The 14,641-nt window shown below is 69.7% G+C and carries 14 protein-coding genes and 1 pseudogene; 7 read left to right on the forward strand and 8 right to left on the reverse strand.

Going from position 1 to position 14,641, the window contains the following annotated elements:
• Positions 1-236 precede the first annotated feature (236 nt).
• Together AB0B82_RS11365 and AB0B82_RS11370 are read right to left on the reverse strand one after the other, a co-directional pair.
• A pseudogene (locus tag AB0B82_RS11365) lies at positions 237-1,445 on the reverse strand (IS110 family transposase).
• A 493-nt stretch (positions 1,446-1,938) separates the two neighbouring features.
• Positions 1,939-2,772: a phytanoyl-CoA dioxygenase family protein gene (locus AB0B82_RS11370; protein ID WP_360165238.1), complete on the reverse strand. Its 834-nt coding sequence runs from the start codon at positions 2,770-2,772 to the stop codon at positions 1,939-1,941.
• Between the two features lie 98 nt (positions 2,773-2,870).
• On the opposite strand from AB0B82_RS11370, the gene AB0B82_RS11375 reads away from it, so the two are divergent.
• The 3 genes from AB0B82_RS11375 to AB0B82_RS11385 all read left to right on the forward strand — a co-directional run bounded on the left by AB0B82_RS11375 (position 2,871) and on the right by AB0B82_RS11385 (position 4,271).
• Positions 2,871-3,734, forward strand: a complete 864-nt coding sequence (locus AB0B82_RS11375) for an AraC family transcriptional regulator (protein ID WP_360165241.1) — start codon at positions 2,871-2,873, stop codon at positions 3,732-3,734.
• A gap of 141 nt (positions 3,735-3,875) precedes the next feature.
• Positions 3,876-4,052, forward strand: a complete 177-nt coding sequence (locus AB0B82_RS11380) for a hypothetical protein (RefSeq protein WP_360165243.1) — start codon at positions 3,876-3,878, stop codon at positions 4,050-4,052.
• Positions 4,053-4,076: 24 nt separating this feature from the next.
• A complete protein-coding gene (locus AB0B82_RS11385; RefSeq protein ID WP_360165246.1) occupies positions 4,077-4,271 on the forward strand; it encodes a hypothetical protein in 195 nt (64 codons plus the stop codon).
• Here the strand turns inward: AB0B82_RS11385 and AB0B82_RS11390 are convergent.
• From AB0B82_RS11390 to AB0B82_RS11400, 3 genes are read right to left on the reverse strand one after another with little or no spacing between them, the layout of a single operon-like run.
• Entirely contained in the window at positions 4,268-5,650 is a 1,383-nt protein-coding gene (locus AB0B82_RS11390; RefSeq protein WP_360165249.1) for a carboxyl transferase domain-containing protein, read from the reverse strand. The genes AB0B82_RS11385 and AB0B82_RS11390 overlap by 4 nt on opposite strands.
• Positions 5,647-6,792 (reverse strand): CoA transferase, encoded by a 1,146-nt coding sequence (locus tag AB0B82_RS11395; protein ID WP_360165252.1) that lies wholly within the window; start codon positions 6,790-6,792, stop codon positions 5,647-5,649. Before AB0B82_RS11395 ends, AB0B82_RS11390 begins: the two co-directional genes overlap by 4 nt.
• Before the next feature lie 4 nt (positions 6,793-6,796).
• Positions 6,797-8,119, reverse strand: coding sequence for an SLC13 family permease (locus tag AB0B82_RS11400; RefSeq protein ID WP_360165255.1), 1,323 nt, complete (start codon positions 8,117-8,119; stop codon positions 6,797-6,799).
• Between the two features lie 103 nt (positions 8,120-8,222).
• Here AB0B82_RS11400 and AB0B82_RS11405 point away from each other — a divergent pair, with 103 nt between their 5' ends.
• From AB0B82_RS11405 to AB0B82_RS11415, 3 genes are read left to right on the forward strand one after another with little or no spacing between them, the layout of a single operon-like run.
• Positions 8,223-8,936: a FadR/GntR family transcriptional regulator gene (locus tag AB0B82_RS11405; protein WP_360165258.1), complete on the forward strand. Its 714-nt coding sequence runs from the start codon at positions 8,223-8,225 to the stop codon at positions 8,934-8,936.
• Positions 8,933-9,697, forward strand: coding sequence for a sulfite exporter TauE/SafE family protein (locus tag AB0B82_RS11410; protein WP_360165261.1), 765 nt, complete (start codon positions 8,933-8,935; stop codon positions 9,695-9,697). The genes AB0B82_RS11405 and AB0B82_RS11410 overlap by 4 nt, the downstream gene beginning before the upstream one ends.
• Positions 9,698-9,741: 44 nt before the next feature.
• Positions 9,742-10,413 carry a putative N-acetylmannosamine-6-phosphate 2-epimerase gene (locus AB0B82_RS11415; protein WP_360165263.1) on the forward strand — a complete coding sequence of 224 codons (672 nt, stop codon included), beginning with the start codon at positions 9,742-9,744 and terminating at the stop codon, positions 10,411-10,413.
• A gap of 9 nt (positions 10,414-10,422) precedes the next feature.
• Here AB0B82_RS11415 and AB0B82_RS11420 read toward each other — a convergent pair whose 3' ends face one another.
• The 3 genes from AB0B82_RS11420 to AB0B82_RS11430 form a co-directional block, all read right to left on the reverse strand.
• Positions 10,423-11,685, reverse strand: coding sequence for an ABC transporter ATP-binding protein (locus AB0B82_RS11420; RefSeq protein ID WP_360165266.1), 1,263 nt, complete (start codon positions 11,683-11,685; stop codon positions 10,423-10,425).
• A 94-nt stretch (positions 11,686-11,779) separates the two neighbouring features.
• Entirely contained in the window at positions 11,780-12,922 is a 1,143-nt protein-coding gene (locus AB0B82_RS11425) for an amidohydrolase family protein (RefSeq protein WP_360165269.1), read from the reverse strand.
• 12 nt (positions 12,923-12,934) lie between these two features.
• On the reverse strand, positions 12,935-13,576 hold the full coding sequence (locus AB0B82_RS11430) for an HAD hydrolase-like protein (protein WP_360165272.1): 642 nt from the start codon (positions 13,574-13,576) through the stop codon (positions 12,935-12,937).
• A 41-nt stretch (positions 13,577-13,617) separates the two neighbouring features.
• Between AB0B82_RS11430 and AB0B82_RS11435 the strand changes: the two genes are divergently transcribed.
• Positions 13,618-14,640 carry a DUF4037 domain-containing protein gene (locus tag AB0B82_RS11435; RefSeq protein ID WP_360165275.1) on the forward strand — a complete coding sequence of 341 codons (1,023 nt, stop codon included), beginning with the start codon at positions 13,618-13,620 and terminating at the stop codon, positions 14,638-14,640.
• Position 14,641 lies beyond the last annotated feature (1 nt).

Consider the following 14,641-nt stretch of genomic DNA (forward strand, 5'->3'; position numbering starts at 1 on the left):
CGATTCGAACATGTGTTCTAGTGTAGGTCACGGGATGGTCACGCGCAAATCGGTTTCGGGGTTGATTTGCCTTGTATAGAAGGGGTTTCACGCTTTCGGGAGGTGCGGCTGCGGGTCGAGGGTGGTGGGTGCGCTCGGGGTGGGCACGGTGGACGATCGTCGGGCCAGGGCCAGGGCCAGGCCAGGGCCAGGGCCAGGGCCAGGGCCAGGGCCAGGGGGTATCCCTAAGGGTTTCGTCAAGCGGTGGCTGGTGTGGGGTGTTGGTAGAGGGGTGCCGGTGCGGAGCATGGCGTGGAGGACGTCGACTCGGCGGCGGGCGAGGCAGATGGGGGCGGCGTTGTGTTCCTTGCCTTGGGCTCGTTTGCGGTCGTAGTAGGCCCTGGAGGTTGGGTCGGACAGGGCGGCGAACGCGGCGGGGAAGAACGCTCGTTTAAGTTGTTTGTTGCCGCTGCGGCTGGGGTGTTCGCCGCGGATGGAGGTGCCGGAGCGTCGGGTGACGGGAGCGACGCCTGCGTAGGCGGCGAGGTGTCCGGGGGGAGGCGGTGCCGTCGCCGACTTCGAGCAGGATACGGGCTCCGGTCCTGACGCCGATGCCGGGGATCGAGGTCAGGACCTTGGCAAGAGGGTGTGCATCGAGCATCTCCTCGATCTGCCGTGCGGCGTCGGCTCGCTGGGTCAGCAGGCCGCTCAGTGTCGTTGCCAGCTGAGGCAAGACGAGTTCGGCTGCACGGGTGCCGGGCACTGTGACGGTCTGCTCGGTCAGGGCCTGCTGGATGGCCTCGACGAGCTTGTCGTAGGAGCGTGGGGCGCGGGTCTTGGTGGCGGTGACGAGCTGGCGCCGGGTTGCGCCGGCCAGTCCCTGGGGTCCACCGAACCGGGCGAGGAGCTCGAGGACGGCGGGGTGCTGGATCTTGGGGCCCAGGACACGCTCCAGGGCCGGGTGGACTTGGGTGAGCAGGCCCTGTGGATGGCGGCGATGCGGTTGCTGCCCCGGGTGACCTCACCGGCCAGATCGTCGTCGAATCCGACAATGACGTGCAGATCGGCCAGCGCCTCGTCGCCGGTGTCGACCCGGCGTAGCGTGTGCGGCATCGACCGCGCGGCCTCCGCGATCACGTAGGCGTCGCGCGCGTCGGTCTTGGCGTTGCCCGGGTGCAGGTCCGCAATGCGCCGCATCGCCAGCCCGGGCAGATAAGCCACATCGATGTCCAGGTCGCGCGCGACGGTGACCGCGAGTGCGCCGATCGAAGCCAGCTGGTCGACCACCACCAACACACGGCCGTGCGCCGTCAGCCGTTGCAGGAGGTCGCGGATCCTGGCCTCTGCCTGCGGGAGCGGCTTGTCACGCAGCCGCATCCCGTCAGGTGCGAGACCGCACGCGTGGTGCTCTTCCTTGCCGACTCCAGACCGAGGAACACGCCGTACTCCGGGCGACTCACATCCATCCCTTCCCCTCACCGCGACTGGCCGACAAGTCAGGCGAAGGATGCCGGCACCCACGTTACGAAGAGACCTGCCCGACCGGGCGGCCCTGTCCCTATCAGCGGTCAACCAACGCCACCAGACCCCGGCGACAACACCCCCGGATCATGCACACGACAGGGGCAGTCAGTCATACCGAGTCCGGCGACCAGGAGCCATGCTTCAAGGCCCACGAAAGAAGGTAACGGGGAAGGGCCAGTGCCAGGCGGTCAGGGAGCGCGGCCAGGGCCAGGGCGAGGCGCGGATGCGGTTCGGAGATGGCGCGAGTTCGGTGGCACCCCGGTCGTAGGACGGCGCCGCTGCGCGGCGGACGCCGCGGTGCGAGTTGAGTGGTGGGAGTTGAGTGGTGCGAGTTGAGGAGTGCGAGCGTGCCAGCTCGGCCGGTCAGGCCGGTGGCTCACCGCAGGTGCTCCCCGCCCTACAACCATCTCGCCCAGCCGCCGAAACCGTGGCTAGCTAGCCGCGGGCGTCGTACAGGACGGGGTTGAGCGGGGACTGCGGGACCTCGCCGGGTTGGGTGCCGGGCATCCAGCCGGCCAGGTCGGCCTGCTGGGGCTTGTTGACGGGTTCGGCCGCGCGGATGTCGGCGTCGAGGTAGATGATCGTCATCACGCGACGGGGTTCGGCTGCGTGGTTCGGACCCGCGTGGTGGAAGGTCCAACCGCGGTGGAACGACGCGTCGCCGAGCGCGAACGGTTCGACGACTTCTTCGAAGTTCTGCCGCGCCACGGCCTTCTTCAGTTCCTCCTCGGACTCGTCGGAGATCGGGAGGTCGCGACCGAAGGCGAAGTTGTGGCTGCCGCGGGCGAAGGCGAGCGGGCCCATCTCCCGCGGGGTCTCCTGCAACGGCAGCCAGACCGTCACGCAGCGATCCGAGGACAGCGGCCAGTAGTACTGGTCTGCGTGCCACGGGGTGATGCCGCCACCGGGCTCCTTGTAGAGCGCCTGGTCGTGATAGAGCCGTACGGCGTGTACGCCGAGCAGCTGCGCCGCGATACCGGCCAGGCGGCGCGAGAACACGAGCTCCTTCACCAGGTCGTTCTGCTGCCACAGGTTGGTGACCTGGAGGAACGCCTTGCCGTACGTGTCGCGCTTCTCGAGCGGGAGGTGCTGGGTGTTCAGCCGGATCACTTCGGAGGTGATGGTCGGCTCGTACTTCGCGATGGTCTCGGGGCTGAGTACGCCGGACAGGTGCGCAAACCCGTCGCGGTTGAAATCGGCGGTGGCGGTCGGCGGCAGGCCGTCGTACGGCTGATCCAGCTCGGCGGGCGTGAGGTCGGTCGTCGTCATGCGTTCACGATTCCAACTCTGCGAGGCCGCGTGCTACGCCAGTGATGTCCAGTTCTGGTACTCAGTTGTCTGTTACAACGTCCGCTTAGGATGGCCGGATGAAGCCGCGCTACGAACGGCCCGGTGTCCCGGGTGGGACGACGTTCACCTGTTTCACGCGGCGGGACAAGGCGTTCGGCTTCGCGTGGCATTTCCATCAGGAGTACGAGCTGACACTGATCACCGTTGGCTCCGGGACGAGGTACGTGGGTACCAGTGTGGAGGGGTACCTGCCGGGAGATCTCGTGCTGCTCGGACCTGAGTTGCCGCATACGTACGCTTCTGGCGAGCGGTCCGAGGCCGCGGTGACGCAGTTCCGGCACGACTTTCTCGGTGCGGGATTCTTCGATCTGCCGCAGTTCGCCGCGATCCGGAGCATGCTGAACGAGTCGGCGCGCGGGCTTTACTTCGGCGGTGCCCGGCAGGAACTGCGCGCGGAGATCGCGTCACTACCTCGCCTCGCGCCCGCTGTGCAGACCGTGCGGTTGCTCGGCGTACTGCAATGTCTCGCCGCCGACGGTGTGGCGTCCCCGATCACCGGTGCCGGGTACGCCGCCGCGCCGAGCAGCGCCGTACGCGATCGGGTCGACGTAGTGTGCCGGTACCTCCAGGAGGCGCACACCGAACCTGTTGTGCTCGACGAGGTCGCGGCGCTCGTGCACATGGCGCCGACGTCGTTCAGCCGGTTCTTCCGCCGGGCCATCGGCTGCACCCTCACCGACTACGTGAACCAGTTGCGCGTCGAGACCGCGTGCCGGCTGCTGACCACCACCGCGCTCCCGGTGACCGAGGTCGCGGCGCGTAGCGGCTACCGCAACCTGGCCAACTTCAACCGCCGGTTCCGCGAACTGAAGGCGATGCAGCCCAGTCAGTACCGCGCCGCCCACCAGGTCCAGCCGGTGAAGCCGGCGGGCCTGCGCTGAAAGCGTTTCGGCGTCTTCGGCGTGTACCCGAAACTCTTTGGCGTGGCCTCAGCGCATCTTGGCCGTGCTACCCGTCGACGACGACTTCACCGCGTCGTACTGTGCTCCTCCGGTACTGCCTCGGACCGGAAGGGGTACGGCGTGCGTCGGGTACTGGGTGTGGTCGCGGTGCTGTTGTTCGTCGGCACCGCGGTGCTGTTGTTCAGAGGTCCTCGGTTCGGCATCGAGGACGACGGTGAGGGCGCTGTCCGGGTTCGCTGCGGCTCGGCGATCGCGATCGGATGGCCGAGCGATCGGGCGTACCTGGACGACGAGTAGTACTCCTCGGGGTGGAGCGACGACGTGACCACCGATCGGGCCCTCGACGTCGAAGCGCGCCGCGGAATCGCGGCCGAATGCGCGGAGCGGCGCGATACCTACCTCGCCCTGGCCATCGGCGCCGCGACCGCCGCCAACCTGGCAGCCGTCGCGGCCGTCACCCGGCGCCGCCCGGACCGCACCAGTCGCCCGAGCGGCCCAATCAGCACCCCGGCCTAGGTACACCGGCCCTGTAGGCGGATGGCGCACTCGGCGGCGACGGCGATGGCGAGGGTTTCCGCGGTGTCGGTGTCGAGTTCGGGGACCAGGTGGTGGATGGTGCCCCCGGCGTGCAGGTCGGGGGCGGTGATGCGCTGCGCCGTGGCGAGTTGTGGTGCGTGCTCGGTGTCGCGGTACACGATCGCGCTGGCGCCTTCCGGTGGCAGCGGCGCCAGCCAGGCGTGTTCGGCCGCGATCACGGTCGTTGCCGGGAGCAACGCCAGCGCGCCGCCACCGGTGCCCTGACCGAGCAGGACCGACAGCGTCGGCACGGTCAGCGTCGTCATCGTCGAGATGCACAACGCGATCTCCCCGGCCAGGCCGCCTTCCTCGGCCGCGACGGAGAGTTCGGCGCCCGGCGTGTCGATGACGGTGACCAGCGGAAGCCCGATGCTCTGCGCGAGATTCATCCCGCGGCGCGCTTGGCGCAGCGCGGCAGGTCCGAGTGGCTTGGTCTGCGAGCGGTCCTGGCCGACCAGCACACACGGCTGCCCGTCCAGCCGGGTGAGCGCGACGAGCACGGCGGCATCGGGCTCGGTGAGCCGGACGGTTCCGGTGGCGCCGTAGCGCAGCAGGTCGCGCACGCCGGCGCGCTCCGGTCGGCGGGTACGCAGCACTGACGTCCAGGCGTCGGTCGGACCGGCAGCGCCCGTACGACGAGGCAGTGTTGCGGGCACCGGCGGATCGACGAGCACACCGAGCGCGCGGTCGAGGAGGAACGGGAGATCGCCTGTCTCGACGACGCCGTCGATCACCCCGTGCGCCGCAAGATTCTCGGCGGTTTGTACGCCGGTCGGGAACGGCTCGCCGTACAACGCCTCGTACACCTTCGGCCCGAGGAATCCGACCAGCGCACCGGGCTCGGCGACCGTGACATGGCCGAGCGAACCCCACGACGCGAACACACCGCCGGTGGTCGGATGCCGCAGATGCACCAGGTAGGGGAGTCCGGCCGCGCGGTGGTCCATCAGCGCCTTCGAGATCGTGATCATCTCGACGAACGCCGGCGCACCTTCCTGCATCCGGGTACCGCCGGACGCGGTCGAGGCGACGATCGGCAGTCGCTCGGCCGTGGCCCGGCGTACTGCCGACGTGATGCGTTGCGCGGCGACCCGCCCGATCGACCCGGCCAGAAAGGCGAACTCGCTGACCAGTACGGCGACCTGCCGTCCGCGAACCGTACCGCGGCCGGTGATCACCGACTCGTCCGTGCCCGCACGCTCCGCGGCCCGGCGCAACTGCTCCTGATAGCTGCCGTCCGCAGACTGCGTACCCGGCAGGTCCCACGACTCGAAGGACCCGTTGTCGAGGACGGCGTCGATCAGTCCGTGCGCGCTCATGCGTTCAGCCAGGCCCGGATCGCGGCGCCGTGCTCGTCGAGCGTCGGCGGCGGGCGATGGTCACCGCGCGTCGTTTCGCGGCTCCCGTCGAAGAACCGCAGCGGCGGCCCGGGCAGCCGCAGCGGTCCGAGCGTGGAGTGGTCGACGTCGATCAGCAGGCCCTGACTCGCGGTCTGGTCCCAGGTGTAGACCTCGTCGAGACTCCGCACCCGCCCGGCCGGAATCCCGGCGCCGTCGAGTTTCGCGAGCAGGTCCGCACTGGTCAGATCGGCGAACGCGGTCTCGATCACCTCGATCAGCCGCTGCCGATGCGCCACCCGATCCGCGTTCGTCGTCAGGCCGTCGGTGTCGATCCCGAAGGCCGCCGTGAACCGCTCCCAGAGCCCTTGGCTGCCAACCGCGATCTGCACCGCACCGTCGGCACAGTGGAACAGCCCGTACGGCGCGATCGACGGATGATGGTTGCCCTGGGCCACTCCGACCTCACCGGCCACCGTGTACCGCGTGCCCTGGAACGCATGCACGCCGACGATGGCCGCGAGCAACGACGTACGGACGATGGACCCGGCGCCCGTCCTGGACCGTTCGTGCAGGGCCGCCACGACGCCGTACGCGCCGTACATCCCGGCCAGTAGGTCGCCGATCGGTACGCCGACCCGCTGCGGATCGTCGGGTCCGGACCCGGTCAGTGACATCAGTCCTGCCTCGCCCTGGGCGATCTGGTCGTAGCCGGCCCGGCCGCCTTCCGGACCGTCGTGGCCGAACCCGGTGATCGACAGCACGACCAGGCGGGGATTGCGTTCCCGCAACAACTCGAGGCCGAGACCGAGCCGGTCGAGCACACCGGTACGGAAGTTCTCCACCAGCACGTCGGCGCGGTCGATCAGCCGCAGCACCACGTCCCGGTCGGCGTCGTCCTTCAGGTCGAGCGTGATCGATTCCTTGTTCCGGTTGGCGGACAGGAAGTACGTCGACTCGTCGCCGGCAAACGGCGGGCCCCAGCCACGGGTGTCGTCGCCCCGGCCGGGAGCCTCCACCTTGATCACGCGCGCCCCGAGGTCGCCGAGCATCATCGTCGCGTGCGGCCCGGCGAGAGCCCTCGACAGGTCGACGACGAGCACGCCGTCCAGCGGTCCGGTCATCGGGTCACCATCCCGGCAGGACCAGCGCGGCCCACACCAGCAGCGGTCCGACGACCACCACGACCACGCTGTAGGTGAGGATCTGCTGGTAGTACACGGGTTCGGTGATGGTGTCCGGCCGGTTCGCCAGCATCAGCGCGCCGTTCGTGGAGAACGGGCTGACGTCGACGATGGTCGACGCGACCGCGAGCGCCGCGACGAACAGGCCGGCACTGATCCCGCCGTTGGCGATCAGCGGTACGGCGATCGGGATGATCACCGGCAGCAATGCGGTGGACGACGCGAACGCGGACACCACACCACCGACGTAGCACAGCACCAGGGCACCGATCACCGCCGCGCCCAGGCCGGCGGCCCAGTTCCCGACGAACGTCGGCGCACCCGACTCGGTCAGGATCGCGGCGTACGTGCTCACCCCGGCGACCAGCAGGACGGTCGGCCAGGCCACCTGCTTGACCGCGTCCTTGTGCTCGCTCGGCGACAGCATCGCGAGGATGACGGCGGCGGTGATCGCGACGAACCCGATGTTCTTGTCGAACACCAGCGCCACCACGGCTACGCCGACGAAGGCGACCAGCGTGAGCATCTGGTCCCGGCGGACGCCGCGGGCCAACGTGCCGGTCGGCGCCGACGCACCGGTGCCGCGGGCCGTGACGGTCGCGCCGCCGTGGTGCAACTCCTCGGACAGGGAGCCGCCGGAGTCGAGGTCGTCGGCGCGCCGGCTGATCAACTTCCGGCCGCCGAACAGCACGAACAGGATCGTCGCCATCACCAGGTTGACGACGAGGCTGGACAGGAACACGGTCATCTCGCTGGAGGGCAGGTTCGCGTCCTCCATCACCGAGTTGGTGATCGTGCCGTAGATGCTGATCGGGGAGAACCCGCCGCCCTGGGCGCCGTGCACGACGAACATGCCCATCATCAGCGGGTTGATCTTGTACCGCGCGGCGAAGCCGAGCGCGATCGGGCCGATGATCGCGCAGGCGGCCGGGCTGGCGGCGCCGATCGCGGTCAGCAGCGCGGTGACCGCGAACATCACCCACGGGATCAGCGCGACCCGGCCGCCGACGGCCCGGACCGCGCTCTGGACTATCAGGTCCACGGTGCCGTTGTTCTTGGCGATCGCGAACAGATAGGTGACGCCGATGAGCGTGAGGATGAGATCGCCGCTGACGCCGGCCAGGATCTCCTTCTCGCTCAGGTCCAACGCGTACATGCCGACCAGCCACGCCGCGACGTACGCGAGCGCACCCATGTTGATCGGCAGGACCGTACCGATGACGAACAGCGCGACGAGCGCCAGGATCGCGACCCATTCTGGTCCCATGACGACCTGCTTCCGGGCGGGGGAACGGAGAAGACCACCGGGGCCGGTGGCTCAGTGGCCTAGCCAATAGCCCAATGGGCCAGTTGTCAATAAGCTGGGCCCCATGGAGTCGCCGCCAGCTCGTCCCACGCCACCCCGACCGGTCCTGCGCTCCCGCCTCTACGAGCAGGTCGCCGACCAGATCAGCACCTGGATCGCCGAGAACGGGCTCGCTCCCGGTGATCGGCTGCCGCCCGAGCGCGAGCTCGCGCAGCGGCTGGGGGTCAGCCGCGCGACGCTGAGCCAGGCGCTGGTCGCGCTCGAGGTGATCGGCGCGGTCGTGGTCCGGCACGGGGACGGCACCGTGCTCACCGAGCGCGCCCGGACCGCCCCGGTGATCGAGGCGATCCGCGCGCACGCCGATCGGCTGCCCGAGATCATCGAGGCCCGCGACGCGCTCGAGACGAAGCTGGCCGCGCTGGCCGCGTCCCGCCGTACCGAGGAGGACGTGGCCGCGATCCGATCGGCGCTCGACGCGATGGAGCGCGACATCGAGGCCGGCGGCCGCGGTGTCGAGGGTGACGAGGCGTTCCACGGCGCGGTCACCGCGGCGGCCCGATCGGAGCTGCTGGCGCAGATGATGACCGCCATCCACGACCTGATCCGGGAGACCCGGCTGGAGTCACTGTCCCAGCCCGGCCGGCCGCGGGAGTCGCTCGCTGGGCACCGGAAGGTCGCCGACGCGATCGCCGACGGTGATCCGGAAGGCGCCGCCCAGGCCATGCACGAACACGTGATGCTGGTTTCGGACGTCGCGCTGCTGCGAGACAGGACGTGACCGGAGCGGAGCACCTGGCGATCATCGCGGCGGGACTCGGTGCCGGTGTGCTCACCTCCACCGTCGGGGTCGCGTCGCTGGTGAGCTTTCCGGCGCTGATCGCGCTCGGGATCCCGCCGGTGGTGGCGAACGCGTCGAACACGATCGGTCTGCTGCCCGGCGCGCTGAGCGGCTCGTTCGGGTACCGGCGCGAGCTGCGCGAGGTGTCCCGGCCGACGACGATCGCGGTGGTGCTGACGTGTGCGATCGGCGCGATCGGTGGCGCCGCACTGCTGCTCGCGTTGCCGCCCGGGGTGTTCGCGGCCGCCGCGCCGTGGCTGATCCTGTTCACCTGCCTGATCGTCGGCGTCCAGCCGTGGATCTCCCGCTGGCTGCGGTCCCGGCAGACCACACCGCAGGGGCTACGGACGACGATGACCCCGACGACGACGTTCTTCGCGGCGCTCACCGGCGTGTACGGCGGGTACTTCGGCGCTGGTGCCGGCGTGATGATGATGGCGGTGCTCGGCCTCGGCCTGGACCTCGAGCTGCGGGTCGTGAACGCGCTCAAGACCCTGTCGCTGCTGGCCGCGAACCTCGTCGCGAGCGTCATCTTCGTCTTCATCGCCGACCTGAACCCGACCGCGATCGTGCTGCTCGCGATCGGCTCGGTGGCCGGCGGGTACGTCGGGTCGCACATCGGCCGCCGGCTCCCGAGCACCCTGCTCCGCATCTTCATCGTGATCGCCGGTGTGACGGCCGCGGTCCTGATGATGCGCTAGCGCGACCCTGGTACGAATGGTCGTCATGGTCCAGGGGAGCGAGTGTGGGTGACGTGCTGGTGGCTCTTCGCGGTCGGCTGGTGGTTTCGTGCCAGGCGTACGCGGGCGAGCCGATGAACTCACCGGAGACCTTGCGAGCGGTGGCGGAGGCGGTTGCCGCGGGCGGCGCCGCAGGGCTCCGTGCACAGGGGATCCGCGAGCTCGCCGCCATCCGTACGGCGGTCGCGCTGCCGCTGATCGGTTTGTGGAAGGACGGCCACGACGACGTGTTCATCACGCCGACACTCGATCATGCGCTCGCGGTCGCCGAGGCCGGCGCGGACATCGTCGCGATCGACGGTACGCGCCGCCCGCGCCCGGACCGCCGTACTCTCGCCGCCACGATCGCGGCGATCCACGATCGCACCGGGAAACTCGTGATGGCCGACTGCTCCACCTTCGCCGAAGGTGTCGCGGCCGCGGAGGCAGGCGCCGACCTGATCGGTACGACGCTCGCGGGCTACACGCCGTACACGACGAAAGGCGACGGTCCCGACCTCGACCTGGTCGCGCGCCTGGCTGCCGCCGTGGACACCCCGATCGCGGCCGAAGGCCGGATCCACACACCCGCGCAAGCAGCCGAAGCCCTCCAGGCCGGCGCCTGGACCGTCGTGGTCGGCACCGCGATCACCCACCCGACAACGATCACCAGCTGGTTCGTCAACGCCTTGAAATAAGGGGTTTCGTCAGCGCGTGACCCGATCGACGCGATGGCCGGTCTGGTCGAAGATGTGGATGCGGGACGTGTCGACGGCGAGGTGGACACGGGAGCCGCGGGCGAGTTCGGTGTCGACCGGGAGTTCGACGACGAGATCAGCGCGGCGGTGCGACGCGACCAGTGGCTCGAGCGGGGGAGTGGCCGAGGCGCGGCCGAGGCGGCGGCGGATCCGCGCGACGAGTCTGCGGTCGCCCGCGTAGTTGACCGGCGTCGCGACCGGGCGGCCGATCCGGTCCGGGTCGACGACCTCGATACCGCATTGGATGAACGCGATCGACTGCTGCCCGTGGAACTCGAACGCGTGGATCGTGCCGGCCACCTGATTGGGCGCGTCCTCGGTGGTGATCAGCCGGAAAGCGTTCGACCGGGCGCCGACGACCACCCGCACTCCGTCGTGGTGCCGCAGGATGAGCGAGCGGCGGTCGGTCGGATCGAGTCCGATCGCCTGCCCGCCGAAGTCGAGACAGACCCGATGATGGGCGCTGACCCGCACCGTGGCGGCGAGCAGATTGATCCGCGGCGTCCCGAGGAAGCCGGCCACGAACGCGGTCGCCGGATCGTTGTAGACCTGCGTCGGCGTGCCGACGTCCTCGATCCGGCCGTCCCGCATCACCGCGATCCGGTCGGCGAGCGTCAGCGCCTCGACCTGATCGTGGGTCACGTAGAGCGTGGTGACGTTCAGGTCGCGGGTCATCGCGCCGATCTCCTGCCGGAGTTCGGTGCGCATCGTCGCGTCGAGGTTCGACAGCGGCTCGTCGAGCAGGAAGACCTCCGGCTGACGGACCAGCGCGCGGCCGATCGCGACCCGTTGGCGCTGACCGCCCGACAACGTCCGCGGCATCCGGTCCAGGACGGATTCGATACTCAGCACCCGGGCAAGGCCGACCGCAGTCGATCCGGCCCGTACGTCGTCCTCACCGGCAACCTGGAGCGGGAACATGATGTTGCCCTGCACCGTCCGGTTCGGATACAAGGCCCCGGTCTGGAAGACCATCGCGACGCCGCGTTCGCGCGGCGCGAGGTTGGTGCCGTCGGTGCGGCCGAACCACACCGTTCCCGAGGTCACCGGCTCCAGGCCCGCAATCATCCGCAGCAGCGTGGTTTTCCCGCACCCCGACGGGCCGAGCAGGACCATGAACTCTCCGTCGGCGATCTCCAGTGAGAGGTCGTCGACGGCGAGGTGCTCACCGTCGTACACCTTCGACACCGCGTCGAGCCGGATCGCCGTCATGTACGCCTTATACGGGACCTACCGGCCCACCGGCAAGAACTGGACGCCGGGCAAAGTGATTGCACGCGGCAAGATCCAATACTTGACTGTTGCGTTAAGCAACCAGTTTGCCGTTGACGACGACGGCGACGGGCTCGCCGAGGCCGCCGGCGGTGTCGCGGCGCAGCTGCAGGAGGTCGGCGCGGGCACCGATTTCCAGACGGCCGCGGTCGGTCAGTCCGAGCAGCTTCGCGGGCGTGCTGGTCGCCATCGCGACGGCCGTTTCGAGCGGCAGGCCGCCGGGGCCGGTCGCCCACCGTAGGCAGTCGAGGAGCGAGGCGCCGCTGCCCGCCAGGTACGGCGTTCCCTGCAGGCGCAGGCTTCCGTCGGTACCCACGGTCACCGCGCCGCCGACCGCCGTCCGGTAGTCGCCGGGCGCGCAACCGGCCAGTGCCGCGGCATCGCTGGTGAGCACGCAGCGCTCCGGTCCCTTGGCGCGAACGAGGGCGCCGAACGTGTCCGGGGGCAGGTGCTGACCGTCCGCGATCAGGCACGCGGTCAGGTTGTCCTCGGTCAACTGCGGCCAGATCGGGTTGTGGTGTCGGTCGATCTGCGCCGGCAGACCGTTGCCGAGGTGAGTGCACAGCCGACCGCCCGCCGCGGCGAACGCGTGCACGTCGGCCGCGGTCGCCAGCGAATGCCCGACCGAGGGAATGACCCCGTGGGCCGCGAGACGGCGGGTGAACTCGGTCGCCCCGGTGCGTTCCGGTGCGAGTGTCATGATCTTGATCAGGCCGTCCGCCGCGGTCTGCCAACGGTCGAACTCGTCGGCGTCCGAATCCCGAATCACCGCCGGGTCGTGCGCGCCACGAGCACCTTCCGCGGACGAGATGTACGGACCTTCCAGATGCAGACCCGGTACGCCGTACGCCACCACCGGATCGGCCGCGCGCGCACCCGCGGCCCGCTGCACCAGGGTGGTCGTGGTCGCGTCGTCCGCGGAGATGATCGTTGGGCAGACCGTCGTCACGCCCTGCCGCCACAGCAACCGCACCAGGTCGGACAGCACGTCCGGCGCCGCGGCCGGGTCGTTCACGTCCAACCCGCCGTACCCGTTCAGCTGAATGTCCACCAGCCCTGGGATCAGCAGCACGTCCGGCGCCGACGGATGATCGACAACCTCCTCGATCCCCGCCGCCGAGAACCGCACCCGAACCCCACGCCCGTCCGCGGTCCGCCCTTCCAGGACCTCACTCATGACGTCAGCCTCTCAGGCCTCGAGCAGGTTGAGCGCCTGCGTGATCGAGGTGGCCACCGGCGCGCCCGTCGTCTGCAAGGAGTCTGGGGTCATGGCGCCGGTGGTGACGAGAACGCAGTGGGTGCCGGCGGAGCGAGCAGCCTCCGCGTCGTCGACGACGTCGCCGATCAGGACGACGTCAGCCGGGTCGAGTTGCTGGGCGTCCAGATGGCGGATCAAGCTGTCGGCCTTCGAACCGCCGCCGACCTCGCCGGGCAGGCCGTCGATCCGGGTGAAGTACGACGTCAGACCGTACTGCTCGACGGTCGGCGTCAGGCGGGCGTGGAACCACATCGACAGCAGCGACTGGGTCCGTCCGGACGCGGCGCAGGCCCGGAGCGCGTCGAGGGCGTCCGCGGCGAGCTCACACGTGTGCAGGATCTCGTCGTACCGGTCGTGGTAGAGCTTGTCGACCTGCGCCCACTCCGTGTCGTCGAGCCGCCGCCCGAGGATCTGCTCGTACGACAGCCGCATCGGGCGCGCGTACGCCGCCTGCCACTCGGCCCAGGTCAGCTCGCCCCGGCCGAATCCGGCACAAACTCCGTTGACGGCGGCCAGGACGGCGTGATTGTCATTGAGCAGCGTCCCGTTCCAGTCCCACACCACATGCTTCACCGGGCCACTGTAAACACAATCGTCCGACCGAAAGGCCACCAGTGCAGGAATTCCGCCATGCGGCCGACGTCGCCGAAAGTTTCCACGCCGACGTGGTCGCGCCCCTGCTCGGCGACATCGGCTACGCGGCCGGACTGCTCGGCTGGGGCTCCGACGTACTCGGGTACGACACCGCGCGGTCGATGGACCACGGCTGGGGTCCGCGTCTCGTCGTCCTGGTGGACGCCGATCAGGTGGAGCGAGTACGCAAGGCTGTCGACGACGGCTTGCCGGACGAGTACGCCGGCTACCCGGTGCGCTTCGGCTGGGACGCATACGCGCCGCGGCACCACGTCACGGTCGCGACATTGGGGGAGTGGCTGCGCGACCACCTCGGCTTCGACGCGTCGCAGGGCATCACCACCGCCGACTGGCTGGTCACCCCGCAGCAGCTGATCCTCGGCGTCGTCGCCGGCCGGGTGTACGCCGACGACGGCCGCCTGGCACCGGTCCGCGACGCCTTCGCCTGGTACCCGGACCAGCTCTGGCGCTGGATGCTGGCCTGCCAGTGGTCGCGCATCGCGCAGGAGGAGCCGTTCGTGCAGCGCACCCACGAGGTGGGCGACGAGCTCGGCTCACGGATCCTGACCGCTCGGCTGGTCCGCGACGTGATGCGGCTGGCGCTGCTCCAGGCGCGGACCTACGCGCCGTACAGCAAGTGGCTCGGTACCGCGTTCGCGCGGCTCGGTCATCCGGACGGGCTCGACGTCGCACTCGCCGACGCGATCGCCGCCGACACCTACGCCGAACGAGAGCGCGCACTCGTCACGGCGTACGAACTGATTGCCCGGCGCCACAATGCGCTCGGCATCACTCCCGAGGTGGAACCGACGCCGCGAGAGTTCCACGAGCGGCCCGCGCAGGTGCTCGGCGCGGAGCGATTCGCCGAGGCCTGCTTGGCCACGGTGACCGATGAAGGCCTGACGAAACTGAGTCTGATCGGCGCGATTGACCAGTCCGTGGACAATACCGACGTGCTGAGCAGTACGGCGGCGTTCCGGCGGCTGATTTCTGTCTATGGTTGAG

The sequence above is a fragment of the Kribbella sp. NPDC048915 genome (genome assembly GCF_040649595.1).
Lineage (GTDB): Bacteria > Actinomycetota > Actinomycetes > Propionibacteriales > Kribbellaceae > Kribbella.

Coding starts and splice junctions, on each gene's coding strand:
- AB0B82_RS11370 (WP_360165238.1), bottom strand. CDS start 2,772: ATGACGACGACCGACCTCACGCCCGCCGAGCTGGATCAGCCGTACGAC.
- AB0B82_RS11375 (WP_360165241.1), top strand. CDS start 2,871: ATGAAGCCGCGCTACGAACGGCCCGGTGTCCCGGGTGGGACGACGTTC.
- AB0B82_RS11390 (WP_360165249.1), bottom strand. CDS start 5,650: ATGAGCGCGCACGGACTGATCGACGCCGTCCTCGACAACGGGTCCTTC.
- AB0B82_RS11395 (WP_360165252.1), bottom strand. CDS start 6,792: ATGACCGGACCGCTGGACGGCGTGCTCGTCGTCGACCTGTCGAGGGCT.
- AB0B82_RS11400 (WP_360165255.1), bottom strand. CDS start 8,119: ATGGGACCAGAATGGGTCGCGATCCTGGCGCTCGTCGCGCTGTTCGTC.
- AB0B82_RS11405 (WP_360165258.1), top strand. CDS start 8,223: ATGGAGTCGCCGCCAGCTCGTCCCACGCCACCCCGACCGGTCCTGCGC.
- AB0B82_RS11420 (WP_360165266.1), bottom strand. CDS start 11,685: ATGACGGCGATCCGGCTCGACGCGGTGTCGAAGGTGTACGACGGTGAG.
- AB0B82_RS11425 (WP_360165269.1), bottom strand. CDS start 12,922: ATGAGTGAGGTCCTGGAAGGGCGGACCGCGGACGGGCGTGGGGTTCGG.